This is a genomic window from Pedobacter sp. B4-66 (assembly GCF_018492665.1).
In the GTDB taxonomy this organism is placed as follows: Bacteria; Bacteroidota; Bacteroidia; order Sphingobacteriales; family Sphingobacteriaceae; genus Pedobacter.
Map to the genome: position 1 here is coordinate 245,729 of NZ_JAFVME010000010.1, position 26,904 is coordinate 272,632.

Annotated in this window: 40 protein-coding genes; 18 read left to right on the forward strand and 22 right to left on the reverse strand. The window is 37.2% G+C overall.

Features of this window, described 5'->3' with window-relative positions; genetic code table 11:
- The 20 genes from J1905_RS17865 to J1905_RS17960 form a co-directional block, all read right to left on the reverse strand.
- Complete coding sequence (locus J1905_RS17865) at window positions 1-375, reverse strand: hypothetical protein (RefSeq protein ID WP_214228626.1); 375 nt, start codon at window positions 373-375, stop codon at window positions 1-3.
- Complete coding sequence (locus J1905_RS17870; protein ID WP_214228627.1) at window positions 368-598, reverse strand: hypothetical protein; 231 nt, start codon at window positions 596-598, stop codon at window positions 368-370. Before J1905_RS17870 ends, J1905_RS17865 begins: the two co-directional genes overlap by 8 nt.
- A 19-nt stretch (window positions 599-617) precedes the next feature.
- Complete coding sequence (locus J1905_RS17875) at window positions 618-929, reverse strand: hypothetical protein (protein WP_214228628.1); 312 nt, start codon at window positions 927-929, stop codon at window positions 618-620.
- 4 nt (window positions 930-933) lie between these two features.
- A complete protein-coding gene (locus tag J1905_RS17880; RefSeq protein ID WP_214228629.1) occupies window positions 934-1,152 on the reverse strand; it encodes a hypothetical protein in 219 nt (72 codons plus the stop codon).
- Window positions 1,153-1,160: 8 nt separating this feature from the next.
- Complete coding sequence (locus tag J1905_RS17885; RefSeq protein ID WP_214228630.1) at window positions 1,161-1,322, reverse strand: hypothetical protein; 162 nt, start codon at window positions 1,320-1,322, stop codon at window positions 1,161-1,163.
- A 156-nt stretch (window positions 1,323-1,478) separates the two neighbouring features.
- Entirely contained in the window at window positions 1,479-1,685 is a 207-nt protein-coding gene (locus tag J1905_RS17890) for a hypothetical protein (RefSeq protein WP_214228631.1), read from the reverse strand.
- Between the two features lie 35 nt (window positions 1,686-1,720).
- Complete coding sequence (locus J1905_RS17895) at window positions 1,721-2,158, reverse strand: hypothetical protein (RefSeq protein ID WP_214228632.1); 438 nt, start codon at window positions 2,156-2,158, stop codon at window positions 1,721-1,723.
- 31 nt (window positions 2,159-2,189) lie between these two features.
- Window positions 2,190-2,363, reverse strand: a complete 174-nt coding sequence (locus J1905_RS17900) for a hypothetical protein (RefSeq protein ID WP_214228633.1) — start codon at window positions 2,361-2,363, stop codon at window positions 2,190-2,192.
- Window positions 2,360-2,587 (reverse strand): hypothetical protein, encoded by a 228-nt coding sequence (locus J1905_RS17905; RefSeq protein ID WP_214228634.1) that lies wholly within the window; start codon window positions 2,585-2,587, stop codon window positions 2,360-2,362. The genes J1905_RS17900 and J1905_RS17905 overlap by 4 nt, the downstream gene beginning before the upstream one ends.
- A gap of 19 nt (window positions 2,588-2,606) precedes the next feature.
- Window positions 2,607-3,068 (reverse strand): hypothetical protein, encoded by a 462-nt coding sequence (locus tag J1905_RS17910; protein WP_214228635.1) that lies wholly within the window; start codon window positions 3,066-3,068, stop codon window positions 2,607-2,609.
- On the reverse strand, window positions 3,058-3,459 hold the full coding sequence (locus tag J1905_RS17915) for a hypothetical protein (RefSeq protein WP_214228636.1): 402 nt from the start codon (window positions 3,457-3,459) through the stop codon (window positions 3,058-3,060). Before J1905_RS17915 ends, J1905_RS17910 begins: the two co-directional genes overlap by 11 nt.
- A gap of 316 nt (window positions 3,460-3,775) precedes the next feature.
- Entirely contained in the window at window positions 3,776-4,543 is a 768-nt protein-coding gene (locus tag J1905_RS17920) for a hypothetical protein (RefSeq protein ID WP_214228637.1), read from the reverse strand.
- Between the two features lie 2 nt (window positions 4,544-4,545).
- Window positions 4,546-5,166, reverse strand: coding sequence for a hypothetical protein (locus J1905_RS17925; RefSeq protein ID WP_214228638.1), 621 nt, complete (start codon window positions 5,164-5,166; stop codon window positions 4,546-4,548).
- Between the two features lie 97 nt (window positions 5,167-5,263).
- Window positions 5,264-5,455, reverse strand: coding sequence for a hypothetical protein (locus tag J1905_RS17930; protein ID WP_214228639.1), 192 nt, complete (start codon window positions 5,453-5,455; stop codon window positions 5,264-5,266).
- 148 nt (window positions 5,456-5,603) lie between these two features.
- Window positions 5,604-5,816, reverse strand: a complete 213-nt coding sequence (locus tag J1905_RS17935) for a hypothetical protein (RefSeq protein WP_214228640.1) — start codon at window positions 5,814-5,816, stop codon at window positions 5,604-5,606.
- 133 nt (window positions 5,817-5,949) lie between these two features.
- Entirely contained in the window at window positions 5,950-6,267 is a 318-nt protein-coding gene (locus J1905_RS17940; protein WP_214228641.1) for a hypothetical protein, read from the reverse strand.
- Entirely contained in the window at window positions 6,264-6,464 is a 201-nt protein-coding gene (locus J1905_RS17945; RefSeq protein ID WP_214228642.1) for a putative quorum-sensing-regulated virulence factor, read from the reverse strand. The genes J1905_RS17940 and J1905_RS17945 overlap by 4 nt, the downstream gene beginning before the upstream one ends.
- A 184-nt stretch (window positions 6,465-6,648) precedes the next feature.
- Window positions 6,649-6,870, reverse strand: coding sequence for a hypothetical protein (locus J1905_RS17950; RefSeq protein WP_214228643.1), 222 nt, complete (start codon window positions 6,868-6,870; stop codon window positions 6,649-6,651).
- Window positions 6,870-7,415, reverse strand: coding sequence for a helix-turn-helix domain-containing protein (locus J1905_RS17955; RefSeq protein ID WP_214228644.1), 546 nt, complete (start codon window positions 7,413-7,415; stop codon window positions 6,870-6,872). Before J1905_RS17955 ends, J1905_RS17950 begins: the two co-directional genes overlap by 1 nt.
- A 4-nt stretch (window positions 7,416-7,419) precedes the next feature.
- Window positions 7,420-7,617 carry a hypothetical protein gene (locus J1905_RS17960; protein ID WP_214228645.1) on the reverse strand — a complete coding sequence of 66 codons (198 nt, stop codon included), beginning with the start codon at window positions 7,615-7,617 and terminating at the stop codon, window positions 7,420-7,422.
- 249 nt (window positions 7,618-7,866) lie between these two features.
- Between J1905_RS17960 and J1905_RS17965 the strand changes: the two genes are divergently transcribed.
- From J1905_RS17965 to J1905_RS18035, 15 genes are all read left to right on the forward strand, one after another.
- The gene (locus J1905_RS17965; protein ID WP_214228646.1) at window positions 7,867-8,562 is read left to right on the forward strand and encodes a hypothetical protein; all 696 of its coding nucleotides are present in this window, start codon (window positions 7,867-7,869) and stop codon (window positions 8,560-8,562) included.
- 26 nt (window positions 8,563-8,588) lie between these two features.
- Window positions 8,589-9,164: a hypothetical protein gene (locus J1905_RS17970; protein WP_214228647.1), complete on the forward strand. Its 576-nt coding sequence runs from the start codon at window positions 8,589-8,591 to the stop codon at window positions 9,162-9,164.
- A gap of 31 nt (window positions 9,165-9,195) precedes the next feature.
- Window positions 9,196-10,281 carry a major capsid protein gene (locus J1905_RS17975; protein WP_214228648.1) on the forward strand — a complete coding sequence of 362 codons (1,086 nt, stop codon included), beginning with the start codon at window positions 9,196-9,198 and terminating at the stop codon, window positions 10,279-10,281.
- 12 nt (window positions 10,282-10,293) lie between these two features.
- Complete coding sequence (locus J1905_RS17980) at window positions 10,294-10,623, forward strand: DUF6706 family protein (RefSeq protein ID WP_214228649.1); 330 nt, start codon at window positions 10,294-10,296, stop codon at window positions 10,621-10,623.
- The gene (locus J1905_RS17985; RefSeq protein ID WP_214228650.1) at window positions 10,617-10,904 is read left to right on the forward strand and encodes a hypothetical protein; all 288 of its coding nucleotides are present in this window, start codon (window positions 10,617-10,619) and stop codon (window positions 10,902-10,904) included. The genes J1905_RS17980 and J1905_RS17985 overlap by 7 nt, the downstream gene beginning before the upstream one ends.
- Entirely contained in the window at window positions 10,895-11,365 is a 471-nt protein-coding gene (locus J1905_RS17990) for a hypothetical protein (RefSeq protein WP_214228651.1), read from the forward strand. Before J1905_RS17985 ends, J1905_RS17990 begins: the two co-directional genes overlap by 10 nt.
- On the forward strand, window positions 11,362-11,778 hold the full coding sequence (locus J1905_RS17995) for a hypothetical protein (protein WP_214228652.1): 417 nt from the start codon (window positions 11,362-11,364) through the stop codon (window positions 11,776-11,778). Before J1905_RS17990 ends, J1905_RS17995 begins: the two co-directional genes overlap by 4 nt.
- 29 nt (window positions 11,779-11,807) lie before the next feature.
- Complete coding sequence (locus tag J1905_RS18000; protein WP_214228653.1) at window positions 11,808-12,317, forward strand: hypothetical protein; 510 nt, start codon at window positions 11,808-11,810, stop codon at window positions 12,315-12,317.
- A 55-nt stretch (window positions 12,318-12,372) separates the two neighbouring features.
- Window positions 12,373-12,909, forward strand: coding sequence for a hypothetical protein (locus J1905_RS18005; protein WP_214228654.1), 537 nt, complete (start codon window positions 12,373-12,375; stop codon window positions 12,907-12,909).
- A 95-nt stretch (window positions 12,910-13,004) separates the two neighbouring features.
- Window positions 13,005-13,148, forward strand: a complete 144-nt coding sequence (locus J1905_RS18010; RefSeq protein WP_214228655.1) for a hypothetical protein — start codon at window positions 13,005-13,007, stop codon at window positions 13,146-13,148.
- The gene (locus tag J1905_RS18015; protein WP_214228656.1) at window positions 13,148-17,341 is read left to right on the forward strand and encodes a tape measure protein; all 4,194 of its coding nucleotides are present in this window, start codon (window positions 13,148-13,150) and stop codon (window positions 17,339-17,341) included. Before J1905_RS18010 ends, J1905_RS18015 begins: the two co-directional genes overlap by 1 nt.
- A gap of 3 nt (window positions 17,342-17,344) precedes the next feature.
- Entirely contained in the window at window positions 17,345-18,139 is a 795-nt protein-coding gene (locus tag J1905_RS18020) for a PKD domain-containing protein (protein WP_214228657.1), read from the forward strand.
- Between the two features lie 2 nt (window positions 18,140-18,141).
- Window positions 18,142-19,824, forward strand: a complete 1,683-nt coding sequence (locus J1905_RS18025) for a phage tail protein (protein WP_214228658.1) — start codon at window positions 18,142-18,144, stop codon at window positions 19,822-19,824.
- Window positions 19,824-20,930 carry a hypothetical protein gene (locus J1905_RS18030; RefSeq protein WP_214228659.1) on the forward strand — a complete coding sequence of 369 codons (1,107 nt, stop codon included), beginning with the start codon at window positions 19,824-19,826 and terminating at the stop codon, window positions 20,928-20,930. The genes J1905_RS18025 and J1905_RS18030 overlap by 1 nt, the downstream gene beginning before the upstream one ends.
- A complete protein-coding gene (locus J1905_RS18035; protein ID WP_214228660.1) occupies window positions 20,930-24,676 on the forward strand; it encodes a phage tail family protein in 3,747 nt (1,248 codons plus the stop codon). Before J1905_RS18030 ends, J1905_RS18035 begins: the two co-directional genes overlap by 1 nt.
- A 22-nt stretch (window positions 24,677-24,698) precedes the next feature.
- On the opposite strand, the gene J1905_RS18040 is transcribed toward J1905_RS18035, so the two are convergent.
- On the reverse strand, window positions 24,699-25,049 hold the full coding sequence (locus tag J1905_RS18040) for a hypothetical protein (protein ID WP_214228661.1): 351 nt from the start codon (window positions 25,047-25,049) through the stop codon (window positions 24,699-24,701).
- Window positions 25,050-25,090: 41 nt separating this feature from the next.
- Entirely contained in the window at window positions 25,091-25,390 is a 300-nt protein-coding gene (locus tag J1905_RS18045; protein WP_214228662.1) for a hypothetical protein, read from the reverse strand.
- 115 nt (window positions 25,391-25,505) lie between these two features.
- On the opposite strand from J1905_RS18045, the gene J1905_RS18050 reads away from it, so the two are divergent.
- The 3 genes from J1905_RS18050 to J1905_RS18060 all read left to right on the forward strand — a co-directional run bounded on the left by J1905_RS18050 (window position 25,506) and on the right by J1905_RS18060 (window position 26,883).
- Complete coding sequence (locus tag J1905_RS18050; RefSeq protein WP_214228663.1) at window positions 25,506-25,742, forward strand: hypothetical protein; 237 nt, start codon at window positions 25,506-25,508, stop codon at window positions 25,740-25,742.
- A 137-nt stretch (window positions 25,743-25,879) separates the two neighbouring features.
- Window positions 25,880-26,542 (forward strand): glycoside hydrolase family protein, encoded by a 663-nt coding sequence (locus J1905_RS18055; RefSeq protein ID WP_214228664.1) that lies wholly within the window; start codon window positions 25,880-25,882, stop codon window positions 26,540-26,542.
- The gene (locus tag J1905_RS18060) at window positions 26,539-26,883 is read left to right on the forward strand and encodes a hypothetical protein (protein WP_214228665.1); all 345 of its coding nucleotides are present in this window, start codon (window positions 26,539-26,541) and stop codon (window positions 26,881-26,883) included. Before J1905_RS18055 ends, J1905_RS18060 begins: the two co-directional genes overlap by 4 nt.
- Window positions 26,884-26,904 lie beyond the last annotated feature (21 nt).

The following is a 26,904-nucleotide window of genomic DNA, read 5'->3' on the forward strand; positions in this document are numbered from 1 at the left end:
TTAAATTTCACTTTTAATACTAACTATTTCAGACACACGTTCCCCGTTCCTCCTTATGTAAGTCCCAACACCTTCATGATAACACACGTCAAATCCAGCTTTTTTAAACTTAGATTTAGTTGGTTTTCCTTTTATAACACCATCAGAGATAGCCTTGTCATAAACAGCTTTAAATTGAACGTCTAATGCCTTGTAGAACTGATCAAGCTGATTCGAGGCCTCTTGATGCACTTCCTTAAGGAGCATTTCCATACCAGGATTATTAGGCGTTTTATTTATTTCACTTAATAATGTCCTATCCTTCTCTGAAAGGCTATTCATGGTTCCCATGCGATGTATTTCTCCAAATAATTGATTTTTCATATCGTTACTCATTATTTGTTAATTCACCATGTCTGTATTTATAATGGGTTACATCCAGGTAGTAGATTGGGTTACTAATGTCATCATTCACGAATTGGTAACCTATTGGGGTCCTAAACCCAATATAAAATATTCCTTCACAATCAATAACATTCCCATCTTTCTGTAGTAAGACTAACTCTTCGCCTTCTTCAGGTGGGTTTCCATCAAGTAAGATCCACTCTTGCTCTTTCATTTAATTTTCTATTTAATAGTTAATACAACAAAGTAATATCAAAATAATGCTTAATGCCAATCGAAGACTTTGATAAACTAAGCAGTGAATTGATATCAATTAATTTAATCACTTGTATTGAAGCATCTTCTATGCTATCCCCTCTAAGAAGAAAGTGTTTAATAGCCTGTAATACTGGTAAGTCGCCCAAAAACCTTGATGGTAGTTGTGCTACTTTTTCTTTATGGTATTCTAATATTGCTGCAATATCATTTATATCAAAGCAAGGCAAAACACGTTTTATATCGGCAATAACCCCATCTATCTGTAAGTTATAATTTACGTTCATCATTTTGCTAATCATTATTTGATATTTCTGTTGCTACACTATCACTATTTTTCAAACGTGATTTAATCTTTTCAAAAACCTCGGTATCAATTGGGCCCGCCTCTTCAATCCATATATGATTATGTTCTATGTAATCACCACGATCTACCGAACTAGATTCTAGCTTTATGCCGAAACCTTCGTTAAGATCCATACCATTAAAAGTGATTTTACTACCTGATTCCATATTCAAATTTACTTAATTTTATCAGCTATCTTTTCCAATCTATCTGAAAAATTGGTGTCTCTTATTTCTCCAGATTCGTCAAGTTGTTTCATAAGCATTACCAAGGCCTGATATAGGTCTAAAGCTTCTTGTTCGGTTAATTCCAGTTTTTTCATGTATTCAATTTTCATTTTACATCAAGAATTGCAAAGACGATATCGATTACTACTATTCCAAGGATATAAACAAGTAACATAATCCTGGCTGTTCTATTCTTACATAGCCTAAGCCAGGTTAGTCTAAGTTCCTTACATTTCATATAAAGCGTATCTCTCATGAGTTTTATTTTACAGAGTAAGGTTAATTATGCCGGGGAAATAATGAGCATTATCCATTGCTTCCTTAACATCTTCCATCTTTAAATACACCTCCAGCTTCAACTTGCAATATCCAGCATCACTTAATTCAGGTTCAACAATTAATTCCATTGAGTCTTTTACAACATTCGGTATAGGATTACCATCAGGCATAACAGGCAGGTACTTGTTTTTCATACCGCTGACCATTTTAAGTTTAATACTCTTCATGACTAGTACCTCATATCAGTAAAATGTATAATTGCCAACTCATCGTTATGCTTAACTTTTTTAAACCATTCCCTAAATTCTGAAGCTAAAAGACCATCATTTTCAGCCAAAATTGAAGTTGTTACATCATTATCGATATCATCAATCCAATATCCCAGTAAAAAATCAACAGTAAGTTTCTGAACCCCAATTAGTCCCTTACCAAACTGCATTATCTCTTGTTGAGGGCTACAATATGGTTTATCTGACCATTGTCTAATCGAAATTATCGCAATGCCTTGATTCACCTCATCAATGCGCTTCTTCCATAATGGGTAATTAGCCCGAATGGTATGTTTCTTCTCTTTACTTAGTATCTTCTGAAAGAAATTGGTAGGCTGTCCTTTCATTGAATGCGTTACTGGGAAATTACGGGAAACCGTAAGTACGTATGTTTTCATTACTTCTTATTTAGTGGTTTATAGTTTGGATTCATCGATTCTTCCTTAAAAACTCATCCCTAATCTTAACTGCATTATTGTACGACCCTCTCCATGGAAACATTGAACCATTAACATATAATGGCTCCCACGATGATAACCAATACCGTTTAACTTCTACTTCATATGTGCCTATATTACGACCGTTAATTACTCTTGCTTTCATTTTATTGATTCTTGCCAGTCTAAAAATAATTTATGTGTAGTTCGTCCTGCAATTACTTGATTATCGCACCAGATCTTAAAAGCCTTCGCATTGTATAGGGTCCATTTTGATGCGACTATCATCATTAAGTCCTCAACTGATCTCCAACCGAAATTTCTTACGTTGGCCCAATCATCATAGCCTTTCTGTTTAGCAATACTTTCTTTTAGCTCTTCTATTGTCATAGTTTATGCCTCCCTTAAATCAGTTATCAAAAAAGAAAACGATCCTAACATCATCTTCGCTTGCTCCTGTAGCAATCATCTTTGGAATTACTTCCAGTAAAAAATCATTGCAGGTTTCACCGTAATCCCGCCAATCAAAGTTTTCAAGATCATACCGGTAAAGAAAAGAGTGCGTGTGACCATCAGTTCCATACCTATCAACCTCTTGCTTAATCTCTTCGCAGCTATCCAAAGGAATGCCACGAGGTGCAGCAACTATTTTTGGTTCGTTACAAAACTCGAATGATCTTGCACCAGCCAGTGCGCAAAAAAGATTATAGTTTCGACCTCCTGAGTAAAACTTATCTTCACGTTTTATTTCAAATTCGGGTTCACCAAATTCATCACCTTCGCTATAATCTTCATTCTTAGTATATTTATCTAAACTTTTCCATTTGCCATCAATCCTTTGTTCGGCAAACAAATGTATATCACAGCCCATTAGTACATCCCTCCTTTAACTTAACCCAACCTACCCGTACCAATTCATTCACCGACAAGCCCATCCATGACACAGCATACCCTTTTGATCTTAGAAAGTCTATAGCAATTGCAGGAAACATTTGATCATTTAATAAAACGATTGTTTGAGCAACACTATTTCCTTTTGCTGGCCAATGCATTATCAATCTAAAAACTTCTGAATCTTCATCAGTTATGGCTGAAAGCGGTTTCAGCTCTAAAATGTATTCGTTACGCTTTGTGGACACAATATCTACATCACTCCCATCAACAGCATACAAAATAGATTCAGCATGCCACATTAATACTCGTTGAAACATGTATTGTGCAAAAAAATTTGCTTTATTCTCACTGTTTATTTCTGTTTTCATTATCCTTTTTTTTGTTTGTAGCAATTAACACATAGTAGTTTGCCGTTATACTCGTGCATTGCAATGCTTTTACATCTTTTTCTACTGATATTACCATAATGACTTTTGCCTATCTTAAAAACTTGACAGTATTGTTTTTCCATATTAATCCGTATTAATTGCCAAACAAACTAGTCCAGAAAGCACAAACCAAAACAGATAGATTATTGTAGCAGTAGTGTCCCACGTTCGAGTATTTAAACCTTGAAACATAGCGCCAATTAAATAACCTGTAAGCATCATACCGAAGAATATTATTATTGATTTTGGCTTCATATTATTGAGTTACTGGTGGTTTTAAGTTGGCTATATTGTTTTTAATACCAGTTAGCAACCTTTCTGCTGTAGATTCGATCTGCAATATCTGATCAACTAGATGATCTATACCACCTTTGGTAATTAAATTAACAGCATTCCCCACCTTCTCCATATTAGTCTGTCTCCAGCTATCTACCTGACCGATATCTATTCCGGTATACTGCCTGAATTCACTGAATTGTTTTTGTAATACTGAAAGCCTTTCCTCCATTTGAGAAAGCTTATAATTTTTTGAGTTCTCACCCTCCAGTTTTGCAACTTCTAAACGTTCAGCAATGCTGTCAGCCCTGATAAATCCGTCTTTAGAAGCTGCTCTTTTCAAAATACAAGCGAGAAAACTTCTATCCATAGAGCAAGGGGCCAACTTAGGAGCATCCTTTAATATTTTAATCTTGCCGTTTGCTATATGAAGCCACCCCCACATTTCAGGTATTTCATCCATTTTAGCAACACCATCATTAGTGGTTAGTAACCACCAATAATCACAATACTTGAAAATCTCATCAGCTTTTTCAGGAGATTTTAATTCCTTTGTCCAATCTGATCTAAATGATTTTTGTTCAATACCGTGTAGAGAAAGGCCACGAGAAGGCCATAAATTCATTGCCATGTAATCAGCGGATCTACTAGCACCAAATCCAGCTGCATTACGAACCTCTTGCATTAATGCGTATTCCTTTTCAGGGAAATACTTCCTAACTATTTCAAATATGTTTAGTTTATTCATGGCTATACTCTATTATAATCAGAAATCATATCTTTAAGAACCATTATCACAGCTTGAACTTTATCATTTATCTGAAACTGCTTTGGTTCAGTATAAAGGGCATCCACAACAAACGGGACGCCTAGCACTAGGCTTTCATCCTTATCAAATCCAAGCTCTTCAACAATCCACATAGATCCTTTTGAACAGGATATTGTATGAAACTCTTCAGTATTCATATTGATTGTACCACCAACTGGAACGGTAAACTCATCAACTCTGTAGTTTCGATCGGAGTGGTACATTAATCCTTTACCCCCATTTAAGAAACTTTTGTAACCATATCGTGAAAGTTCCACGGTATGACCATCGGGATAATTTACTTCAGATGCAGAATACTGCTTAATAGAGCCCTTTATGGCTGTTAATCGAATAGGATACCTATGTGTATGCAATTGAACACCGTACGGCTTAAGTTTTTTATCCGCTATAAAAATCCTGGTTAGTTTACCAGCTTCTGAGCCATCAACCACAAGAGAGAATAAACCCTGTGCGTGGACATTGTTTAGTGACATTTTCAATGAATCGTTTTCACCACTTTCTAATCGATTCACGATGTGTTGTAAAAATTCTTGTTTTTTCATATTAGTTAGTGTTTATTTCCAAAAATCACAGTGCATATGTACACGACAGCCAACATTATTATGGCGAAAATTATTTTTGCTTTCATATCTCTTAATTTCAATTTAGTTGTGGTAAATCATAATCAATTCTAACTCCCGTTTCCTCATCAATTTCAGCACGTAATCTGCCAGTAACTTCAACACCTTTGATAAATGCCATGAATTCAGCATGTGACCAACAAAGGCAATTCAATCTTGGCCCACTCCATTTTGTGCCGTTGGACAGGTAGTAATGTGTTGTGAAAATCATGGCTCATCCTCCCAAAAGTCGCTCTCTATTTCAGACAGTAAAACCCCAGCGTAACATCCTATAACAAAAGACCATACAATGCCAGGTTTAATTAAAAAAACGGCATATGCAACAGCCAAAATGTAGAAGAACTTGAATACTACTTTATTCATCGTGGGCTATTACATTGATTTTGACCATCCATTGTGTACATAGCTAAAGGAGGAAATCCGTTTCCAATAACTTTAAGATATAGTGGTCGACCAGCGTTTAAGGCTTCGAGATCTTCTTTGTTAGGCACCCATGCAGTTAAGAAGAATTGAAAACCATCGTTATCTTCTCCTTTGTATGCGCTTAATGGTATGCACTGATCATCAGTCATAGAAGCCGGTTTACCTAAAACAATATTGGATTCTGGGAAATCTATTGGTAACATGTTATTTAATTTTAAGTTCTTATATTAGCTCCTGAGAGCGTTAATTTGGGGTTACATCGAAAGGTGTATCCCCTTCCTTTTAATATCCTACTGATCTGCGACCTTCACGTTCTATTGACACTTGGGAATCTGTTGGTTCGTTGTAAATCTGAACAACCTTAAGGCTTAAAATCAGCAACAGAATCACAATAGAAATCCCAATAACAAATCCCCTAGCCCAATTTATCGAGTACTCGTAATCCAATCGTCCAGTATCAATTCTGTATAATTGAACGAGTACCTGAGCCTCATAATTCATCATTTCACAAACCTCAGACTCCTGATCAGATATGGCTTCAGTCCAATTAGAGTACCCGTAATTGGATGCGACGTGTTTTTTAGCTTTTGAAAGTGTCATTTTGATAATCTTTTGTTTTTACCTGTTTTAACCTCTTTAATTAACACATCCATATTTGCCGTGATGTAATCAGAAACTCTACCTGCTCTATTATTATCGTGCAGAAAAAGAAGGTATTCAGCTGGAACGTTAACCATTGGATAGTCCTTGTATTGTCCAAATGGCATCTTAGATGCATCCGTTATTATTTCAACCATGATCAACTTTTAAAAAGGTTCCCTTGACTTGTCATCGATGGAATACCGACTTGATCAATCATTTTGTCAACATCCGATTCCAACTTTTTAGCCTGATTTAATGATATTCCAGATCTTGTACGGAAATATTCTTTCTGAGCATCTCGCATTTTCTTTACTGCTTCAGTAAATTTTAACAAATCTGTCATACTGCCACCTCCCTTACCTCAAATGCTCCATATGAAGCCATTGATGCATTGTTTACGATCTTTAAATCAAAACCATTCTTATCTATGATAGTATTGGCTTCTTTAATTGTACCCTCTAGGTTGCTGATGCCTCTTATTTCAGCACCACCTTTAATTATTTTGTATTTATCCCTTCCAAGTAAATGAAGGAATGACTTTAATTGACTTCCTGTTTCCATTATCTGCGTGTTAAGTCCTCTGTTAGAATTGTTTTAATATCGATTTCAATGTCCTCCGAAAGCCGGATAAGTAATAAATAGCTCGGATTGGCTCTACCTTCTTCATATGATCCTACGGACGATCGAGAAATGTTGTATCGATTTGCAAACTCATTCTGTGAAAAACCCATTGACTTCCTTAAATGAGTTACATTCTTGATCAGCGTTGAATTGATGTATTCTTTAGTGAGGTGGTTAAATCGTTGGGGTTTATTGGTTACATCTTTAGGAATCTCATCCTGATATAAGTGTATCAGCATTCGAATTGCCATGGCTGCAGTTTGGATACATTCGGTCTTTAATCCCTGAATAGATCCTTTTCCCTCATCCAGTAAATTAGCTTCTCTGACTAGTTCACCAGCCTCTTCATTGACAATTGCTGCTCTTTTAATATTGCATTCAGGCCAGAAAGGATGCTTTTTAATAGCATTATCCAGCTCCATATTGACCAATACCATGATCTCCGCATGGTCCTTGCCCATACCGGTTATTTTTAATGAAACCATAATGTTACTTGCTTTTAACGAATTCGGATGAATTACTCTGCCCCTTTATTGACTTTGAATTTTGGAAACTGATGTACAAGACACAAAGTGCCAATAACCAGGCTGCTCCAATAACCATCAAAGTAATCTTTGTTTTTGCGAGCTGTGATTGCTCTTTACTCGTGGTACACGACGTGCCACGACCATTAGACTGATCTATCATAATATTGCTGTTAAGTTGTTAATCCGTTGTTGTTGCGATCTAATAGGGCAAGGTTGCTGAATCCCCTAAAAGACAATACAATAATAAGTTACTATTTTCTAATATCCAAATAATTTAGCAAAAAAATAAACTAATCAGTTTACTGCTACAAAAGTTATCATTATTGCTATTTTAAGGCCATTTGTCTTAGTAATTGTTTCTATTAGATACGTATTAAACTAATTTTGATCAACTAATTAGTTTAACACTATGGCATATAGAAAAGAAATCTTTGCTGGGCTTAGAAAAAAGCATAAAAACACTCCTAAAGTTGTATTGGACAAAGTAGCTGATCACATCGAAACCGGTGTCAATGAAGAAGATGAAGTCGAAGCTGCCGTTGAAGGTGCAGATGGTCTTGTAATCATGATATCAGGACTTGTACAAACAGAAGGCGATAAGCGTGTAGAGGATGCTTTGAAAAAGAATGGCATTGATCCTAAAAAACCAAAAACTGGGGGCGAAGTCGATGATGACGATCCGAATCCAGGAGAAACTGGGGATAAAGCTCCAGCCTGGGCAAAAGGGATGCTTGAAATGAATAAAACATTGATAGCAAAAGTTGAAGCCTTAGAACAGGGAAAAACAGTAGAATCTAGGCTTACAAGGCTTCAAGACATCTTAAAAGATGTTGATGATAAAGAAGTCTTTAAAATCAAGATTCTAAAAGACTTCAAACGCATGTCGTTTGAAAAAGACGAGGACTTTGAAGAATTTTTAACGGAAACTGGGACTGACTTGGAAGCTTTCAATCAGGATCTTTCTGACAAAGGACTTAGCTCACAAACCGCACCACTGATGGGAGAATCCAACAAGAACGGCATTTCTACTAATGTACAGGCTTACATTGATAGTAAAGCTGCTGATAGCAAGACTGGGGGCAATCTGGGTGGTAAAGAAATCTAATTTATTCACCGTTTTAAAAAATTAAAATGCAAAATTTTAAGAGAACAGAAACTCGTAGCAAATTGGTGTTTATCACCAAGATCGAGGATGTACCTGGTGGAGTAACAGTGGCCGTTGCTGATTTAACACAAGCAGCAGTTCTTGCAGGGACTCCAATAGGAGCCGACAACAATGGGTTATACCATGTTGTTAAAACAGCTGCCTTAACTGCTGATGCGACTAACACCGCCACAGATTACCAGGTAAAAAAAGGTCACAACTTTAAAGTTGGAGATTTTTTAGCCGTTAAAACAGGCGCAAAAGCCTATGCCATTACTAACATCGTTACATCAAATGCAAATTATGATGTAATCTCAGTTGGTACAACACTCGGATTAGCCGTGTCCACCGGTGGTGTACTAATTCAGGCAAATGCCGAATCAGCAACTACTACTTCAGCATTCAAGTATGAACCATCATTAGTGACAGGTAATGACTTTGATGTGGTTGTAGGTGGTAACCATCTAGTTGATGCATGGAGAAGGTCTTCATTGAATTCAGTAAATGCACCAGCTGTTTCAGCCGACATCAAGGCTAAAATGCCTTTAACTCAATGGGTGTAATCACAATTTAATTTGAAAGGAATTTTTAATAATGAGAAAATCACTTATACAAGGACTTGAAGAAAAAGACATGCAAGCAGTCGTAAATACTTACGTACTAAACGCATTCTATTTCCCAACCCTATTCCCATTAAGGTTTACACCAACCTTAACATGGAAGGCCATTGTTGCGGATCTAGGTATCCCAGTAATGGCAGATGTGGTGTCGTTTGATTCACGTTCACCAAGAAAAACAAGGCAGATTGTATCAAGAGCGCAAGGAGATATCCCTAAGACATCTATCGGGCGCGACAAGGTAGAATCCGAAATTAATGAGTACAACCAGTTATTGCACTATGCAAATACTACTGAGGGTGCTTTAGCAATAATGAAATGGATTTGGGATGATCCTGAATTCTGCTGGACTGGTGTTAATGCCCGTTTAGAGTGGTTAGCCTTAAGAGCTGCCTCAACTGCTAAAATCTCATTAAATGCTGGTAATAATGCCGGTATAGTTACAGAGGTAGATGTTGACTTTTTGGTACCAGCTGCAAACAAAATCGGAGTTGCAGTACCAATTACTGACGCTAACGCAGCTACTTCTAAGCCAATTACCATGTTTAAAAACGTGAAAAAACAGGCTAAAGACGCAGGCTTTGTAGTAAACTATGCATTCACTAATCAGGACACGGTTGATAGAATGCTTGTATCCGAAGAAGTTATCAAAAAAGTAGCTCCTTGGATTTTACAAGCAACCCAACTTGAAGCTGGTGCAACGCTGGATTCTTTGAACAAATACCTGGCTTCCCAAAAGTATGCTCAAATAATTGTTATCGATCAAATTTTAACATTTGAAGATAAAAACAATTCCAGAACTACGGTTGAGCCATGGGAAGATGGTGTAATCACTTTTGCGCCTGAGAAAGTACTTGGAACCACCTTCCATGCTCCTTTAGCTGATGAGACAGTAGAAAGTGCTGCTGTTAAGGTTAAACGTGGTCACGTATTGATCAAAAAGTTTGCGAATGATGAGCCTTTAGTGGAATCAACTTTAGGTATGGCCAATGCATTTCCTGCTTTAGCCAATGCTTCAAGAACGATTTTCGTCGACACTTTAAACACTACCTGGACTAAGTAATACTTAACGGATATGACAATCGGGAATTACATACAAGCAAAACTTAATCGGTTTCATTTAAGCATGGGAAACGATGAATTAGATGTGATTTTATCGGCTGATAATCTTACATCAGAATCAGAGTATATCCCATCGCATGATGTAATTGTAAAAAAAGCTTTGATCACTGTAATTCCCGAATTGCTGCTTGCTCCTGATTTATCACAAGGTGATTTTTCGATTAAAAGAAACATAGCTGGAGTACGCGCTTATTACAGCCTACTATGCAAGGAACTTGGAATGCCAGATTTACTTAGCCCTGAAGTCTCTTACGATGTAAATGATAAATCAGACCTATGGTAACTAGCTTTCAATATCCTCATATTCTGCAAACCAAGAACAATCAGGGTCAGTGGGAAGATTTTTCCATTTGTCGTGATCAGCCAAATGACAAGGGGGCGATTATTCAGGTCGGAGAAGGTACATTTTATCAGTTCAGATCTATTGTATTCATGGCTATTGGGGTTGAAGATCTGCTTAACGGACAAGATGTAAGGGTTATTGATATAAACAGAAAAATAAGACTTGAAACCGAGGTGAGAAGATTTTCACAGGACAATTTACACTGTAGGTTATGGGTATAAAGCCACACTTCAAAAAAGCAGATGTAATGAAAGCTTTTCAAAAGAAAGCTGCTGACATCGAGAGAGTGATGATTCGCCAATTGAAAGTACTGGGAGAAAAGTGTGTCAATAAAGCTAGAACCCTTGACACCTACAAGGATCAAACCGGTAATCTAAGAAGCTCTATTGGCTATGTTATTTATGTAAACGGTTCACCTAAGTATGTAAACTTCGAGCAAAAAGGTAAAACAGAATCTGGAGAGTTAGGAGTAAAAAAGGCACTTGATACCGCCAATGAATACGCTGCTCAGAATGTTAAAAATTATTACGCATTGGTTGTTGTCGCTGGGATGGATTATGCTGCTGCTGTCGAATCCATGGGAATCGACGTTTTAACACCTTCTGAGCAATTGGCGGAAACTGAATTTCCTAAACTCATGACAAGGTTAATGGATAAAATAGGAAAGGCAGGTGTAATATGAAAACTCCACAAGACGGGCTAGATGAGGTATTATCCTATTTGCAGGTTCCACAGCTCATTGATGTAATTACAGGATCTGTATTCGAGAATAACGAACGTGGCAATTCAAAATTAGAAGATGTATGCCTCAATGCACTTTCAATGTCAGATGCAGATAGGCAGCAAGGAGTGATAAATGTAAATGTTTTTGCCCCTGACATAAAGCGAGAGATCAACGGGGAAATAGTTCCGGTGGCCGACAAAGAACGGTTAAAAATAATCGTCAACATCATTAAGGTACTACTGGGAGAAAAACGAGGCAAATACTTCGATGGTGGCAATTTCTGGATTTCAAATATATCTGGAGCATTACAAGAAAAGGAGATCAAACAGCACAAAGTCAATATCCGAGTAGAAATAAGGTTCAACAACTAACAGAATTATAACATTAAAATTTAAATATCATGGGATTAGTAACCATAGGGTTAAATGGATTTAATTTCGCTCCATTAGCGAGTGACGGGGGGCCAGGGACCGTATTTGTTAAACTAGGCAATACCTCCAAAGGAACCTTCTCATTTGAAGAAGATGATCCATCTGAAAAAAGGGTTGAGATTGAAGAAAGCCCAGATCCATTAAAAGTATTCAAGCGTCAAGGTGCTAGAAGAATGAAATTCAGCATTCCAGATGTTGATGTCGATGCATTGGCAAAAATTAGAGGTGGTACCGTTACAACTGCCACTGGAAAGAAAACTTATTCAGAAGACAATGCTGTATCATTAGTTGGTACTGTTCAGGTTATTCCAGAAGAAGGATTTGATTCGATTCAGTACAACCATGTTTCAATTTATGGGAAACTGAATGGTGGCCTTGGACAAGACCAGGAGCTATTACTTGAAGTGACTGTAGATGTATTAAAACCTGCAAAAGCTGGGACTAAAACATTAACAATAATCCAAGACGCACCTATTTAAGCAATTATTTCACACAGGAGGTTCTTAATTGAACCTCCTTTCTAACAGCAACACAGTGGAAGAAATTCAACAAAAGGAACTAGAACAAAGTATTATCAACATACTTCTTGACAGAGGTATGGAATTTAGCATCCCTAAAAGAAGCCTACTAAGACTCTTTTCAAAAAATAGAGAAAGGACATTCACCCTTCATGAATCCTACCTGGGAACACTTGATCTTTTAACTGATCAGTACCTAAAACTTGATATCGTAGAAAAGTCATTACAGGAAAATGTATTCCTTGAAAGTGATAGAGTGGTTAAGGTGAACCACAAACGCACAGCAAGAATTGTAGCAATCGCATGGCTTAACAGATACTGCTATGTACCGGTGATTCCATTTGTGTGGGGCTTCTATAATTACCCTTTGATATGGCTAGTCTCAAGATACTTTCACACAAGACTTAAGCCCTCAAAACTCTTAAAAATAACCACAATCATCCGTCAGTTAATGAATACAGCGGATTTTATACTCTCTATCAGATTAATGGTGGCGATCCAAAGAACGTCACAACCCAAAGCAAGTCTGGTAGAGGAAAAACGGAAGGTCTAAAAAGCACACTTGGAACCAGAGGTTCTATTTGCGCACATTTTGGATGGACCGAAAAGTATGTGCTTTGGGGAATACCGTGGATCAGAATTCAATTAATGATGATTGATCAGCCGGTTTATGTACCAGATGACCCAGATGAGGATGAAGGCACAATTAGTAACGACAATAAAAAACCTGTAGAAAACAAACCCAAAAATAAACAGGATCAATATAAAAACTTTTTAAACGGACTTGAATAATGGATTTAAACGGTGGAGCTTTAAAGTTTGATGCACTCATAAATAGGACCGATTTCGATAGGCAAATGCAAGCTATTGAAAATCGTATCCTTGGTCTATACGACCGTACTGAAGCAGAAAGTCATCGCCTTGATAAAGCTTTCACTACACTAAGCGCAACTATCACCGGTGCCTTTTCAGTAGCTGCAATTACTGGCTTTGTTCAAAGCCTAGTTAAAACAAGGGGCGAATTCCAACAAATCGAAGTTGCATTTACAACAATGCTAAAAAGCAAGTCAGCTGCTGATAAGTTGATGAAGGAAGCTGTTACTTTAGCTGCTACCACTCCCTTCGGCTTACAGGACGTAGCAACTGGAGCAAAGCAACTTCTGGCATATGGAACACAGGCTAGCGAAGTTACTGGCACATTAACAATGCTAGGAAACGTTGCAGCTGGTGTATCGGCTCCACTAGGCGATATTGTTTACCTATATGGAACCCTCCAAACACAAGGTCGTGCATACTCAAAAGACATCCAACAGTTTACTGGTCGTGGTATCCCGATCATAAAAGAACTTGCAGAACAATTCAGTGTTTCAGAATCAGAAGTTATGAAACTCGTTGAAGCCGGAAAAGTAGGTTTCCCTGAAGTTCAAAAAGCTTTCCAATCAATGACATCATCATCAGGAATTTTCTACAACCTGATGCAAGAACAATCTAAAACCTTAACTGGCCAGCTTGCAAATCTTTCAGATGCCTGGGATATGATGTTAAATAGCCTTGGTAGGTCAAATGAAGGTATCCTATCCGGATCTATTGAATTGGCTACTGAGTTGGTAGAAAATTACGAGAAAGTTCTAAGCATACTCGGTGCTTTGATTGCCGGTTATGGTGCTTATCGTGCTGCATTGATGGCTACAGCAGTCATGGAAACCTCAACTAACCTAATCAGAGAAGTTACTTTGATTAATGGAGCGAGGCTAACAGCAATGCAGAAGCTTCATGTTTTATGGATTGCAATTGAAACTAAGGCACAAGCAGCCTTAAACACCGTAATGCTGGCAAATCCCTACGCACTTGTTGCAGCTGCTGCTGTTGCATTGGGAGTTGCAATGTACGCTTTACATGATAGCGTAAGTGCTACTGAAAAGGCTCAAAGGCAATTAAACGATGAGAATGAAAAGTCAGCTAAGCACTTTGAAGATCTTAAAAATAAGGCAAATGATTTAAACACTATACTTCGCGACAAAAACGCTACCGAATTCCAACAATCAAAGGCCTACAAAGAACTACAAACTCATTACCCTGGATTACTTTCCAACCTTTCAAAAGAAGCCTATCTGAAATTAGAATCGGCTGAAGCACAGAGACAACTAAATGCTGAAAATGACAAACTAGAGATCGGAGATATCAGTAAACGTTATGATGACGCTAAAGCTAAAATAGTTGAAGTTAACAGCGAAATACAAAAGTACAATGACCTAATTCGCAGCACTGGTGATCAGGGTGGAGCGATGGTTAGACATGTAGAAGACCTTAGAAAAGAACTTGAAGTATCTAATATCAAAGCTGAAGAGCTAGGAAAGGAGTTTCAGGTTCAAAATGAAGCATTGATTTATTCTCTAAAGTCAGAAGAGGAAAAGAAAAAATATTTACAGGACCAACTAGCAGAATTGGGTAAACAGAAACAAGCAATGGTTGATCTGAATGGATCTGCGATTGATCTGCAAAATACTTTTGCATCATATAATTTCAACAATTTACTTACGCAAATTGATGCTGTTCAACAGAAACTAAATGGCCTCAATAAGGTTGACAAACAGGTTAGAACCATAACTGTTATTGATTCTGATATAGAAAAACTTAAGGATGATCAAAAAGGAACATCAACTAGAGCTGATTATGTAAAAATACAAAACCAGATAGACAAGCTGGAAGAAGAACGCGCCAAAATAACAGGAAAACGATCTAAAGAGACAACAAAATTAGTTGACGAGGAAGCTGCAGCCTTAAAAAGGAAAGCTGACATGCTTAACAAAGTTTATGACCTCAATTCAAAATACAATAACAAAACCCTAACTGATGATGAGCAAAAGTTTCAGGAGATCAGAGAAGAATACAAGGCTTTGCAGCGTGATATTGATGCATATAATAACGACCCTAAGAATAAGAAGATAAATCCGAATCTGAAGCCTCAAATGGAAAAGGCGATCGAGTACAAACAGTATGAGATTGATACGGAGAAACTAAAAACATCCTTAGATAAGGAAAAACAACTTTATTCTGAATATGAAGAATATAAATCAGCACTTGGAAAAGAAGCAGCCGATAAAAGGTATGCAAATGAACTTACAACTACTGTTAATTTCCTTCAAAAACTTGAAGCTGAAAGAGGAAAGCTTTTAGATAAAGATCCTACAACAATGACAGGTCAGGAATTGGCCAGATTGAAGCTATATGACAATTTAATTAATGAAGAGGTTTCTGCTGAAAGAAAAAAGCAGGATGACCTTACTAAGTCGCTTATCTCCTATCAACAAGAAAGATTAAATCTTATTGCTAAATACAATGAAGATCTAAAATCGCTTGAAAATGATCCTGAAGCTAAAGCAGAAAGGACAACCCGATTTAATGACGATTTGAAGGACTTGGATGATTCCCATATCAAGAAACTGGATTCATATAAGTTGCTGTTCGAGGGTATTGACCAGTTATCAGAAGCAAATGCAAGAAAAGTTGTTGCAAACGCTGGAAATTTATTGGATGAACTTATCAAGAAAGGCATTGGAAGCCCAGAACTAAGGAAGGAATTAGCCCGATTATTAAAGCAATCGACCGATGCTCTTGATCAAAAACTACCAGGTAAGCTAATAGATCTTGCTGGTCAAATAGATGGAATTGCAAACTCTGTTAGTTTAGTAGATGAAGAATTTGGCAAAGTACTGGGCACACTAGGGAACGTACTTGGACAGGTTGGCAATATTAAGAAAGGGATAAAAGATTTTGGAGATTTCGGCTCTAAAGGTGACACACTTGGTCAATTAGGTGCTGGTCTTGGTATTCTAGGTGCTGGAATTTCAATCTTCCAATCTGTCTTTAAGTTGTTTGATCGTTCCGCACAAAGGGAAGAACAAGCAGCATATTCTAGGAACCTACAAAATAAACAGACTGAAGCTCTTAATAAAGCTTTAGAGCGTCAAATATCGTTATTAGATCAGGTTTATGGCACCCAAAGAATAAAGGACTATGAAGCTGCCATTAAACAGGCAAATGAAAACGAATCGAAATATCTAGGCCAATTATCAGGAAAGTTCTTACTTACTAATGATGCTGAAACAAATAAGTTAATCACCAAAATTAACAACGGTGAGAAGGCAAAAAATATCTTCGAGAAACTCGCTATTGAGGATTTAAAAAAAGGTGGAAGTTTAAAAGGATTACCAACCGACATAGCATCACTTCAGGTTTTACTTGACGAAGGTAAACTTGATGCCAATACCGCTAATATAGTTGAAAACTTAATTAAGGCTAATGAAACTGCTCAACAATTAGCCAACAATTTAAGAGCTGAACGAGTTGGTGCAGGCCTAAGTACTATCGTTGACGAGTTCATTTCAACTCTAACTGATGGCGCACAGGATTTTGGTGGCGCCTTTGAAAAGATTATCAGAAGATCATTATTAAATGGACTGAAAGGGCAAATTACTGCTGAATTTCTTCAAAAGTTTTACGAACAACTTGATACAGCTCTTGCTGATGGTGCAATATCATCCGAAGAAGATGCCTCTCTAAAAGAGCTGTATAAACGTGCTGAAGAATATGGCAAAAAGAAGCTTGAATACATTGATACGATTGCACCGGATGATTCCAAAGACAAAGATCCTTCAGCTTTAAAACCTAATACCTTAACAGCTTCCATGAACCAGCCAACTGCTGAACGATTAGAAGGATTGTGGAGGGGACAATATGACTTAACTGATCAGATAAAATCGATTTCATTAGAGGCATTAGATATCTACAGAAGGGAATTGGAGCTTTCTGAAAAGTTCGGATTAGGGTTTCAAGATCAACTTAGCATTTTAAATAGTGTATTACTCCACATGGCAAACATTGACACAAATACACTGAGATCAGCAAACAATACAGATGGTATTGCAGACAAGCTTGATCAGATAATTAACAACACTAAGCAACCTAAAAACACGAGAGACTAAATTATGAATGCAAGTGGATTATATAAACTGGAAGGTTTGGATGTGTGGACAGCTTACAACTATGCCGTAGGTTCTGGAAGCGATGATTTATTGCAGTTATATAAATCAAAGGAAGTTTATTCTTTCGACTGGAAAGGCCAAAACGGAAGGCAGTACGATCTAACTAAACGATTTTTTGAGGACAAAATAGTAACGATATCAGGACACATAGTTGTTGATACTAAAGAAGATTTCTGGGAAAAATATTTATCCCTTTGGGATTTACTAAAAAGTCCAGGTTCAAAGCTTCTCTATTCACATGAATTAGAGCAAACATTCTCTGTTTTTTATTTGGATTCTCCTAATACCAAAAGATTCACCAGGCTACAGGAATTTCCGGATATGATAGCAGTGAAGGTTGATCTGCAACTTCAAGTTATGTTTATGGAAATGGAGCCACCATCCAGTGTACCACAACCTCCTGTAGTAAATGCAGGTGGAAACAAATCAATAACATTACCTACTAATCAATTAACAATTTCTGGTGCGTCGGCAACTCCAAAAGGTGGATCTGTGATATCTAGTATGCTTTGGGAATATATGTATAGTATCCCAGAAGGATTACAGGCACTTGTCTCACAGCAAACAACATTAACTCCCAAAGTATCCCTATTAACAGAACCTGGAGCTTATCGATTTCTGTTTACAGCGGTAGATAGTAATGGTAACCAGTCGGATGATCAAATGACGATAAATGTCCTTCCAGAGCCAGTTTCAAATAACTCACTTCCATACACTCTACCATTTAATCTAGCTTAAAAATGGCAACACAAAAAATCCAATTCCCTGATAAAATAACAGGACAACAACTATCAGCTGCTGAATTAACCAGTATAAAAACAGTTGTAAATAATAATGCTGATGAATTAAATCTAAGACCTGCTGCATCAAATGGGGTTTATCAGCCTGAAAACTTACCACCAGTGTACTTTGCTGATGTTACAGGTACTGGTACACAATCTGATCCTTTCAGGGTTTCTGGAGGTGGTTTTTCAGAAGCTCAACTTATTTCATGGCTACAGTCAAGACCTAACTTTGCACCAGATAGGGTTTTTAGAGGTGATTTAACTTGGGTCGACATGATTGACAATTCACTTGAAAAACTTGCAACCCCTGTTCTATCATTCGGAACTGCTACAGGTGATTCAATTCCTGTTAATTGGACAGCAGTAACAAATGGAACTACCTACACAGTGGAACGTGCCAGCTCGGTTACTTTCGCGGATGCAGTAGTTATTTATTCCGGATCACTATTAACTTTTACTGATATAGGGCTAACTCCTGTAACTCAATATTTCTACAGAGTTCGAGCCACTGCAAATGGGTTTAATGGAAGTAATTATGCTACCGGCAATAAAACTACCGATGTAGCTGGTAATGTTACTCCAGTGGCACCTACAATGACTGCTGATGATTCTTTAGACACTTTAATAATAGCTCATGCAAGAGGTGAAGCCGAAATTGTAGTAAGTATAAATAATGCTGCTGATGTTGCATTAACAGCCGTTGCAGGTTGGAATACAAGTACACACAAAATTGATGTTGGCAATGTGGCTAGAGCAGCCGGCTACTATAGAGCAAGAACTAAAGCTGCTTCAGGTTTTAATGCCTCACCATACGTAAGTAGTCCAGCCTTCTCCGTTTCACTACCAACACCATCGGCACCTATTACACCTGTTACTGATAATAGTGGTCGTACATTCGGATGGACCAACACCGGTGGCTTAACAAACGCTGATACAGAAAGAACATTAAACGGAGGAACTACTATTGTAGCCAATTCAGTTAATCCATTCCCAGTTGGAGATTTAGCAATTGCTGCTGGTCAAGTTGGAATAAGATATAAAGCCGTTGCAGGCGTTCGCAATGCATCCGCTTGGTTATTTAACACCGTTGCCTTTACAGCAGCACCACAATCAACTATACCACTGACATCTTGGAGAACTCCAGTAAATAATGGCGTGCTAACTGGCAATTCTTTTTTGTTTACCACAACTTCAGCATTTGGTGGAGCTAAAAGTAATTATATGATCCCTGCTGGTGGATCAGGGTGGGTAGAATTTACCGCGGATACCGCATTAAACGGAGCTATTACCCTGCATGAAGGATTAGAAAGCTACGGAGATAGAAGTTCTACTGGCTCAGGTGTAGCCTCACCTTTGGCAATGGATTACGCAAATTCTCGTTTTCAAACCTGGGTTAATGCAGTTGATAACTTTGCGAACCCGCGCCCGGCATTTGGGCCAAATACAAAAGGACGTATCAGATTTGACGGTACTACTGCACATTTTGAATGCAGTACCGATGCAGGTGTTACTTGGTCGTCAATGCGTACTACGCCACAACCGCAAGTTGACCTGTACATTAAAGCTTGGTCAAATATTAATCAGACCAACACTCCAATTAACAACATCCGTGGATTTAATTTAACTCTTGTATCATAATGGCAATAATTAAAGGCAGAAGGTTCATTGTGGTTGATGGTCCAGTTGATCCAGGAGAAGGTGATGCTATCGAGATTACTGTAACTTTTGCAGCAGCTCCTTCTTCAGTATCATCTGCATTCCCAAAAATGAAATTCAATAAGAATAAAGCTATTTTATTTGAATTTGATGATGATAGTCCCAGCGTTTTAACTGCCTATGAAAAATTAAAACTCAGTTATTATACAGATGGCTGTGGAAATAACAAAAATTTCAGTTGTGGGCTCGCTATAAATGCTAAAAACAATTTTAACAATGCAGAATGGGGGGATAATTACCCAGGGAAAACAACTTATGCAGAAAGAGGTGCATTGGTGCCTTTCGGTCTTGATTTAATGAATCACTCCTACTATCATGAGCCAACAGGGAATTTTAATAACGGATCTGATATTCAAAAAAATTTCAGAGATATGGATGCATTTGTTTTGGAGAAAGATAACCATTACAAAATGAATGCATTGGTTGTACCTACAAATTATGCTGGATACCAATTGGAAGCGCAAAATTTCGGGTATCTATTTGGAGCTTCAGAAGGAACATTTGATGGCTTAACACCATATCCTGCTCAATTTAACGCTGTTGGAGCAATAGCAAATATTCCAAAACAGGCATACACGGCAATCAAAAGAACTTTTAGTGATAACTGGACGAATGGGGGGCCACAATGGACCGCATTAACCAATTTATTTGCAAGTGGCTCTGTTGATTATTTTGAAATAGGTAGTCACGGCATTGGTGACGGGGTAAACTTTAACGCTTGGATAGATTCAATAGTTTCCCAGGCTAATGATACTCTACTCTTTCAGAGCATGCGCGAATTCATGGAATATAAGCACCTCAAAGAATATGTAACCAAAACCGAAGCTATAAACGGCAACTCGGTTAAAATAACTCTGGATTATTCTACAGTACCTAATCAGAACATTTCATGGTATGATTTATCACTGCTTCTAACTACTGACAAGGCAATAACAAATGTTAGCATCAATAGATCTGACTTTGCGCTTTCTTATAATGCCACAACCAAATTAATTAATGTTAAAAAACGAAAAACTATTTGGACATAATGGGACTTGAAATTTTCAGAGGTAGTGATGTTATAGCCGAAATACCATTTGGTAAAAACCTACGCTTCAGCCATGGCTTAATGAACCAGCATAAGATAGTTGCTACCGGCTTAAGTGGGTATGAACCTATATTGGTACAATTGGAGGACTATATTATATTTAAAGGTGTAAACTTTAAGATAAATACCGTTCCAGAACTTAATGCTAATGATCAATTAACCTATGACATAACATTTGAGGGACCAAAATACACCTGGCATGATAAATTATTCATGCAACTGGGAGAAGCCGAATTCACATACTACGGAGATTGCCTGCTATTTATGCAGCTGTTCATATCGAATATCAACGAGATAGATCCTGTTTGGGGGTTAGGTGAGATAACAGCTACTGGAAAAAAATACATAACTTTTTCAAACGTTACCTGTCATGAAGCTATTATTATTATTGCCGAATCTTTTAAACTCGAATTTGATGATGTAAATAAGATAATCAATATGGTGCCTAAAATAGGTAGAGATTCAGGATTATCATTTGAATACGGTATGGGTAAAGGCCTGTATAATCTTACTAGAACATATGTAAGTGATAAAAACGTTGTTACTAAAGTTTATGGATTTGGAGGTACAAGAAATTTACCTGTTGGCTATAGAGGATCGAAGCGTAAATTAACATTTACACCAGGCTATCATACTAACAACACAGAATTATATGGTATTAAAGAGGGTCAATTTACAGATGAAACAATTGTTCCAGAACGCGAAGCAACTGTTATCGGTGTAACATATGGCAACCCCGTTTCGACAATAACAGATAACACATTAGATTTCAATATAAACGACTGCATCATTGAAGGTCTTGATCCTAAGATAAGTTTCACCACCGGTAGACTTGCAGGCGAAGAGTTTGTGATCACTGATTACAATCCCACAACAAAAACTATTAGCTATAAAGGTTTTGTTAACTCAAACAATGTTGTACTGCCAAATGAAACTACACAGGCTGCTGTTGGCGACAAATACACACTGATTGATATGGAATTGCCAACACAATATGTAACTGCTTCAGAACAAAAAGTAAATGACAAAACCCTTCAATACGTTTTAGATAACTCTGTACCTCGTGTTGAGTACGGAGGCACTTTGGATCCTATTCATTTAAGAGACAATAGCATTGAGCCTCAACCTGGTGACCGTGTAAACTTTAAAGATGCTCGGATTGGTCTTAATGATACAATTAGGATCACGGAGATTAGCTATCCATTAGATTTTCCGGAAGTGATTTCCAAAGACACAAACATTGAAATTGTTATTTCAAATTTTGTAACCTATACCCAACAGCAGCGACTTAGGGACGACAAATTAATTGAAAGGCATGAGGTTAAAACAATTGATCTAAGATCAGTTGAGTTAGCAAGGCGAAATAGCGCAAATTTGCTAAACCTACGCGATTTGGTTATTGATCCAGATGGCAACTATTTTACAGATAAAATAAAGCCTGGTAGTATAGAGACTCTTTATTTGGCTGTTGGAGCAAAGTACACTAACTTCTCATTAAAAAATGTTGCATTCAACACCAACGCTGGAGGTAATCCAAATTCGTTTTTGGTAACTGCTGGTCAACTTGTGCATTTCAGTATGAATATTGAAGGAGTTGGTTTTGTTTGGGAAATGCAATCATTTTCTTCAACAACATTAGTTTCTGGTAATACATATTACTTATATGCAAAAGTGTCAAGAACTACATTGGTAGGATCTTGGATTTTATCAACTGACATCAAAACAGTCGAAAGTGAACCAGGCTTTTTCATTCTTCAGACAGGCGTTTTGTTTCCGGTAACAGATGGGTACCGTAATTATGAACTTACAAAAGGAATGGCTTTTATTGTAGGTGATCAGATTACTGCTGGAGTACTGAAATCGATTGATGGCTTGAACTTCTTTGATATGACACAAGGTCGTTTTAAACTTGGTGATGATCAGAATGGTTTGGACTTTAATGTTACCACTCCTAATAGACTAACTATAAGAGGTGGAATTACTCAGAATGCAGGGGGTATTACAGCGCCAATAACATTATTCAGAGGTACTTATGTAAATACAACAACGTATTATAAAGGTGATACAGTAACATATAATGGCTCAACATGGGTTTATATTTATCCTACACCTATTTTCAATGTCACTCCAGCCGAAGGACCTTACTGGACAGTTTCAGCTCAAAAAGGCAATGACGGTTTAGATGGCGATAGTGTACAGTTCCAATATTCTGTTAATGGCACAACATTATGGCATGATACTTTTATTTCTGGAGATTTATTTGCTCGTTCGCGTACTGGTTTAGGAGCATGGTCAGCAGCATTCAGAATAGTTGGAGAAGAAGGTGATCCAGGTGTTGACGGGAAGTATACAGATTACCAATTTGCAGTTAATACCTCCCTTACCACCGCTCCAACTACTGGATGGCAGGATGCTCCTCCAGCAGTAGCTATTGGCCAATATTTATGGATGAGAAAGGCTGAGTTTTTGGCCAATGGCACAATAATAGGATCATGGTCATCTGGTGTAAGGATTTCCGGTACAAATGGCAATAATGGTACTGATGGAAGTAACGGTGTTGATGGTAATTATACTGAATTTAGATTTGCGAAAAATGGAAGTACATCCGTACCACCTACATTAGTGGCTAATAATCCAAGCCCATCTGGATGGACAACCAGTCAACCTTCTGTAGGAATTGCGGAATACATGTGGATAACTAGTGCTGTTAAAACTGCTGCTGGTGCTTTAGTTGTAAATTGGAGTACACCTGTAAGATTCAATGGTCAGAATGGTGTAGATGGTAGTGATGGTGTAGATGGCACCAATGGTACTAATGGTACTAATGGCACCGACGGGAAACGAGGCCCTTTCATTACCTATTCTGGAGATTATAATAACTCACGTACTTACGTCGGTTCAGATGATAGAATCGAAGCCGTAAAATATAGCGGATTGTATTATGTAACTCGTGTCGATGCAGGTTCATTTAGTGGCACATTACCAACAAATACAACTAAATGGAATGTATTTGGAGCTGTGTTTGACAGCGTAGCTACAGGTCTACTACTTGCAGAAGCAGCTGTAATTAATAACTTAATCAGTCCGAATTTAAAAACTGCTGCTTCTGGCAAAAGAATGGAAATTCTCGCATCAGAAAACAATCAAATATTTTATGATGCGAACGGAAAGGTGCTAGAGATTGATGATGATAGCGCTGTAGTTGGTTATTTTGACACCACAACTCCACCGGTTATGAGTGGAGGTCAATATCCAAAAAATTATATTAGATCGTATGTAAATGGAGGTACTACATATTATACTTATGCAAACCTAGCAGCAGGTGTTTTATTCGGCTCTAAAACCGATGGTAATGGATTTATGGCTTTAAGTAAAAAAGGGTTAGCAATCAGTCAGGGGGGAAAATTCACTTTTGGCGAGGAAGGTTCATTCAATACTAAAACAGTTATTGATAATGATGGAATAACAGCAGACGTTTTAACCTTAAAACCAGAATCCAGACTTAATATTGGAGATCCTACTTCTATACCTGGTTATCCAGCTGTTTTATGGGTAGCTAAACCTGGTACACTTGATGCAATGCGTCCAGGCTGGACAGGGGTTGCACAATTTAGGGATGCTGATTTAAGATTGATAACCTTTACAGTTTGGCAGGGTATTATAGTTGATTATAGCAGGGTATTATAGTGAAAAACCTATAAGGTGCCTACTAAGGCATCTTATAGGAAATCACTTTTGTTTCGTTGTAACTGATCATTTCATTTATTTCTTTAACCACACGACCGTTAATTAATATTTCTGCCTTTACTTTTTGAGGTGATCCTAAATCGGATAATTTAACCTCTAAATATGCAGTTGTACCCGAAAATATTTGCACGCTATAATCCCATTTTTTAGGCACTAGTGTGTAATATCTAGGCATCAAAGGCGCTACGGTTGCATTTACATTATCACCTTCAACCCTATAAGTAACAGTGTTTACTTCTGGTGTTTGATTTTCCTTTTTACAGCTTGTAAATCCTAGAATTATGATCGCTGTTAATGTGAGAATTCTTTTCATGAGTTATATTGTTTTTTGTCTTATCGTAGTTTTTTGAATGGTTAGCATTCATCTTGGTCTTGAAGTTCAATTACCAATCTTTCGGTTTCTTCAAGTGTAGGTAGTTTGTATAATGATCTATCACACTCAAATTCGAATACATTTTCACTTTTTAATATCCAAAACAACCAGCCTTTAAATAAAAACAGATCAGATAGGTTTGATAAATCATTGTCGAATAAGCACTCTATCTGATTACATAAATCCTGCTCCCATTCTTCCTTTTCAATAATGTATTTATTCTCTACCCAAACTCGTGTATTGAACTTTTTAACGAGCGTGTAATTTTCATATGTTTTCATAATCTTTATGATTTTATATAGAACAAATATATTACGTAATACAAATATATTCGTCATTGAATTGTCATATATAATACATTTATTCTACGTATAATATTTATCTTATATTTGTGTTATGAACCTAAAGGAGCTACTAGCAAAGCACAACATTATTAAGCAAGCCGAACTTGCTAGAAAGATGTTTGATGGAAAACCATCTGCTAATACACGTTTAGCGAATAAGCTATCAGGTGTCAACTATCAGCGAATAATGCCAGATGATGAAAAAGAAGCCTTTAAAGTGCTCAAAGAACTTTCTGATGATATTGTTGAATTTGGAAAGAGCATTAAAAACGAAGATTCAATAAAATAGCATACAAAGACATCTGGTAAATTAAACCCATAATCCTCACATTTTTAACAAAAACTAAGTAAAGCACAGATCATATCTTGATTTGCTAATTTCCTGTGGCATCTATTAGATACCAATACTTTTAATTTTGTGTTGGTATGGAAGAAATAAGAGAAACATCAGATCGAGGAATTAAATTTCTAATCGAAGAAGAAGGCTTAGTAAAACGCCCATATAAGGATAAGGCAGGAATACCTACAATAGGTATTGGCTGTACATATTACGAAAATGGCCAGAAAGTAAAAATGTCAGATCCCGCGATAACAACAGAGCGGGCTATTTCTCTTTTCAGAAACTTACTTAAGATTTACGAGCTTGCTGTTTACTCTTCAACCAGAGACGACATTAACCACAATCAATTTGATGCTTTAACAAGTTTTACATTTAATGTTGGTGTTTATGGGTTTAAGTCATCCGAATTGGTTAGGAAGGTAAATTCAAACAAGAATGATCCATCTATCAAGTCAGCATTTGAAGCGTGGAGAAACGCAACGGTTAATGGAGTAAAAAAGCCAATACTATTAACTCGCAGAAAACGAGAAGCTGCATTATATTTTACTCCTGATAATTCTGCTTCAAAATCTCCAGAAGAGATATACACTGAACATGTAAAGTATATTCAGCAAAAACTGTCCATTCCTGTCGATGGCATTTTTGGTAAGAATACAAAAGCTGCTGTTATATCCTTCCAAAAAACACATGGACTTATTCCTGATGGTATCGTAGGCCCTCAAACCCTATCAGAATTAAATAAAATATGAATTCAAAATATTTAGGCGTAACACTTGAAGTCCTGGTAAACAGTTTGATTTTGGCTATCCTGGCTTCAGCTGCTCGACTTCTTTTTAGTGACATTAAAGACGTTAAAGATGCGCTTAAAATATTTTTGGGCGGTCTTATCTTCGGGGTTTTGGCTGCATACATATGCAATGAATGGACTCTATTAAGAGGTTATCTAAGAACTGTAATCATACTGGCTTCCTTAGCGGGTAAGGAGCTTTATGACCTTACTATTTCCATAGTTAGAAACCCTGCAGTATTGTTTGAAATAATCAAAGCTGTTAAAGGCATAAAAAAAGAGGAGGACAAAGATGTTAAGTAATGGAATTATTAGTTTAATGAG

Bases quoted from the DNA above. Each gene is read 5' to 3' on its own strand.
- J1905_RS18050 (WP_214228663.1), top strand. From the start codon at position 25,506: ATGAACCTAAAGGAGCTACTAGCAAAGCACAACATTATTAAGCAAGCC.
- J1905_RS17910 (WP_214228635.1), bottom strand. From the start codon at position 3,068: ATGGGCTGTGATATACATTTGTTTGCCGAACAAAGGATTGATGGCAAA.
- J1905_RS17895 (WP_214228632.1), bottom strand. From the start codon at position 2,158: ATGAAAACATACGTACTTACGGTTTCCCGTAATTTCCCAGTAACGCAT.
- J1905_RS18055 (WP_214228664.1), top strand. From the start codon at position 25,880: ATGGAAGAAATAAGAGAAACATCAGATCGAGGAATTAAATTTCTAATC.
- J1905_RS17940 (WP_214228641.1), bottom strand. From the start codon at position 6,267: ATGACACTTTCAAAAGCTAAAAAACACGTCGCATCCAATTACGGGTAC.
- J1905_RS17875 (WP_214228628.1), bottom strand. From the start codon at position 929: ATGATGAACGTAAATTATAACTTACAGATAGATGGGGTTATTGCCGAT.
- J1905_RS18035 (WP_214228660.1), top strand. From the start codon at position 20,930: ATGGGACTTGAAATTTTCAGAGGTAGTGATGTTATAGCCGAAATACCA.
- J1905_RS17905 (WP_214228634.1), bottom strand. From the start codon at position 2,587: ATGACAATAGAAGAGCTAAAAGAAAGTATTGCTAAACAGAAAGGCTAT.
- J1905_RS18020 (WP_214228657.1), top strand. From the start codon at position 17,345: ATGAATGCAAGTGGATTATATAAACTGGAAGGTTTGGATGTGTGGACA.
- J1905_RS17970 (WP_214228647.1), top strand. From the start codon at position 8,589: ATGCAAAATTTTAAGAGAACAGAAACTCGTAGCAAATTGGTGTTTATC.
- J1905_RS17885 (WP_214228630.1), bottom strand. From the start codon at position 1,322: ATGAAAATTGAATACATGAAAAAACTGGAATTAACCGAACAAGAAGCT.
- J1905_RS17915 (WP_214228636.1), bottom strand. From the start codon at position 3,459: ATGAAAACAGAAATAAACAGTGAGAATAAAGCAAATTTTTTTGCACAA.
- J1905_RS17980 (WP_214228649.1), top strand. From the start codon at position 10,294: ATGACAATCGGGAATTACATACAAGCAAAACTTAATCGGTTTCATTTA.
- J1905_RS17990 (WP_214228651.1), top strand. From the start codon at position 10,895: ATGGGTATAAAGCCACACTTCAAAAAAGCAGATGTAATGAAAGCTTTT.
- J1905_RS17960 (WP_214228645.1), bottom strand. From the start codon at position 7,617: ATGATAGATCAGTCTAATGGTCGTGGCACGTCGTGTACCACGAGTAAA.
- J1905_RS17930 (WP_214228639.1), bottom strand. From the start codon at position 5,455: ATGATTTTCACAACACATTACTACCTGTCCAACGGCACAAAATGGAGT.
- J1905_RS18060 (WP_214228665.1), top strand. From the start codon at position 26,539: ATGAATTCAAAATATTTAGGCGTAACACTTGAAGTCCTGGTAAACAGT.
- J1905_RS17865 (WP_214228626.1), bottom strand. From the start codon at position 375: ATGAGTAACGATATGAAAAATCAATTATTTGGAGAAATACATCGCATG.
- J1905_RS17975 (WP_214228648.1), top strand. From the start codon at position 9,196: ATGAGAAAATCACTTATACAAGGACTTGAAGAAAAAGACATGCAAGCA.
- J1905_RS17880 (WP_214228629.1), bottom strand. From the start codon at position 1,152: ATGGAATCAGGTAGTAAAATCACTTTTAATGGTATGGATCTTAACGAA.
- J1905_RS17955 (WP_214228644.1), bottom strand. From the start codon at position 7,415: ATGGTTTCATTAAAAATAACCGGTATGGGCAAGGACCATGCGGAGATC.
- J1905_RS17925 (WP_214228638.1), bottom strand. From the start codon at position 5,166: ATGAAAAAACAAGAATTTTTACAACACATCGTGAATCGATTAGAAAGT.
- J1905_RS18030 (WP_214228659.1), top strand. From the start codon at position 19,824: ATGGCAATAATTAAAGGCAGAAGGTTCATTGTGGTTGATGGTCCAGTT.
- J1905_RS17950 (WP_214228643.1), bottom strand. From the start codon at position 6,870: ATGGAAACAGGAAGTCAATTAAAGTCATTCCTTCATTTACTTGGAAGG.
- J1905_RS18025 (WP_214228658.1), top strand. From the start codon at position 18,142: ATGGCAACACAAAAAATCCAATTCCCTGATAAAATAACAGGACAACAA.
- J1905_RS17890 (WP_214228631.1), bottom strand. From the start codon at position 1,685: ATGAAAAACAAGTACCTGCCTGTTATGCCTGATGGTAATCCTATACCG.
- J1905_RS17995 (WP_214228652.1), top strand. From the start codon at position 11,362: ATGAAAACTCCACAAGACGGGCTAGATGAGGTATTATCCTATTTGCAG.
- J1905_RS17965 (WP_214228646.1), top strand. From the start codon at position 7,867: ATGGCATATAGAAAAGAAATCTTTGCTGGGCTTAGAAAAAAGCATAAA.
- J1905_RS18000 (WP_214228653.1), top strand. From the start codon at position 11,808: ATGGGATTAGTAACCATAGGGTTAAATGGATTTAATTTCGCTCCATTA.
- J1905_RS17920 (WP_214228637.1), bottom strand. From the start codon at position 4,543: ATGAATAAACTAAACATATTTGAAATAGTTAGGAAGTATTTCCCTGAA.
- J1905_RS18010 (WP_214228655.1), top strand. From the start codon at position 13,005: ATGATGATTGATCAGCCGGTTTATGTACCAGATGACCCAGATGAGGAT.
- J1905_RS17900 (WP_214228633.1), bottom strand. From the start codon at position 2,363: ATGAAAGCAAGAGTAATTAACGGTCGTAATATAGGCACATATGAAGTA.
- J1905_RS17985 (WP_214228650.1), top strand. From the start codon at position 10,617: ATGGTAACTAGCTTTCAATATCCTCATATTCTGCAAACCAAGAACAAT.
- J1905_RS17870 (WP_214228627.1), bottom strand. From the start codon at position 598: ATGAAAGAGCAAGAGTGGATCTTACTTGATGGAAACCCACCTGAAGAA.
- J1905_RS18040 (WP_214228661.1), bottom strand. From the start codon at position 25,049: ATGAAAAGAATTCTCACATTAACAGCGATCATAATTCTAGGATTTACA.
- J1905_RS18015 (WP_214228656.1), top strand. From the start codon at position 13,148: ATGGATTTAAACGGTGGAGCTTTAAAGTTTGATGCACTCATAAATAGG.
- J1905_RS17935 (WP_214228640.1), bottom strand. From the start codon at position 5,816: ATGACTGATGATCAGTGCATACCATTAAGCGCATACAAAGGAGAAGAT.
- J1905_RS18045 (WP_214228662.1), bottom strand. From the start codon at position 25,390: ATGAAAACATATGAAAATTACACGCTCGTTAAAAAGTTCAATACACGA.
- J1905_RS17945 (WP_214228642.1), bottom strand. From the start codon at position 6,464: ATGGTTGAAATAATAACGGATGCATCTAAGATGCCATTTGGACAATAC.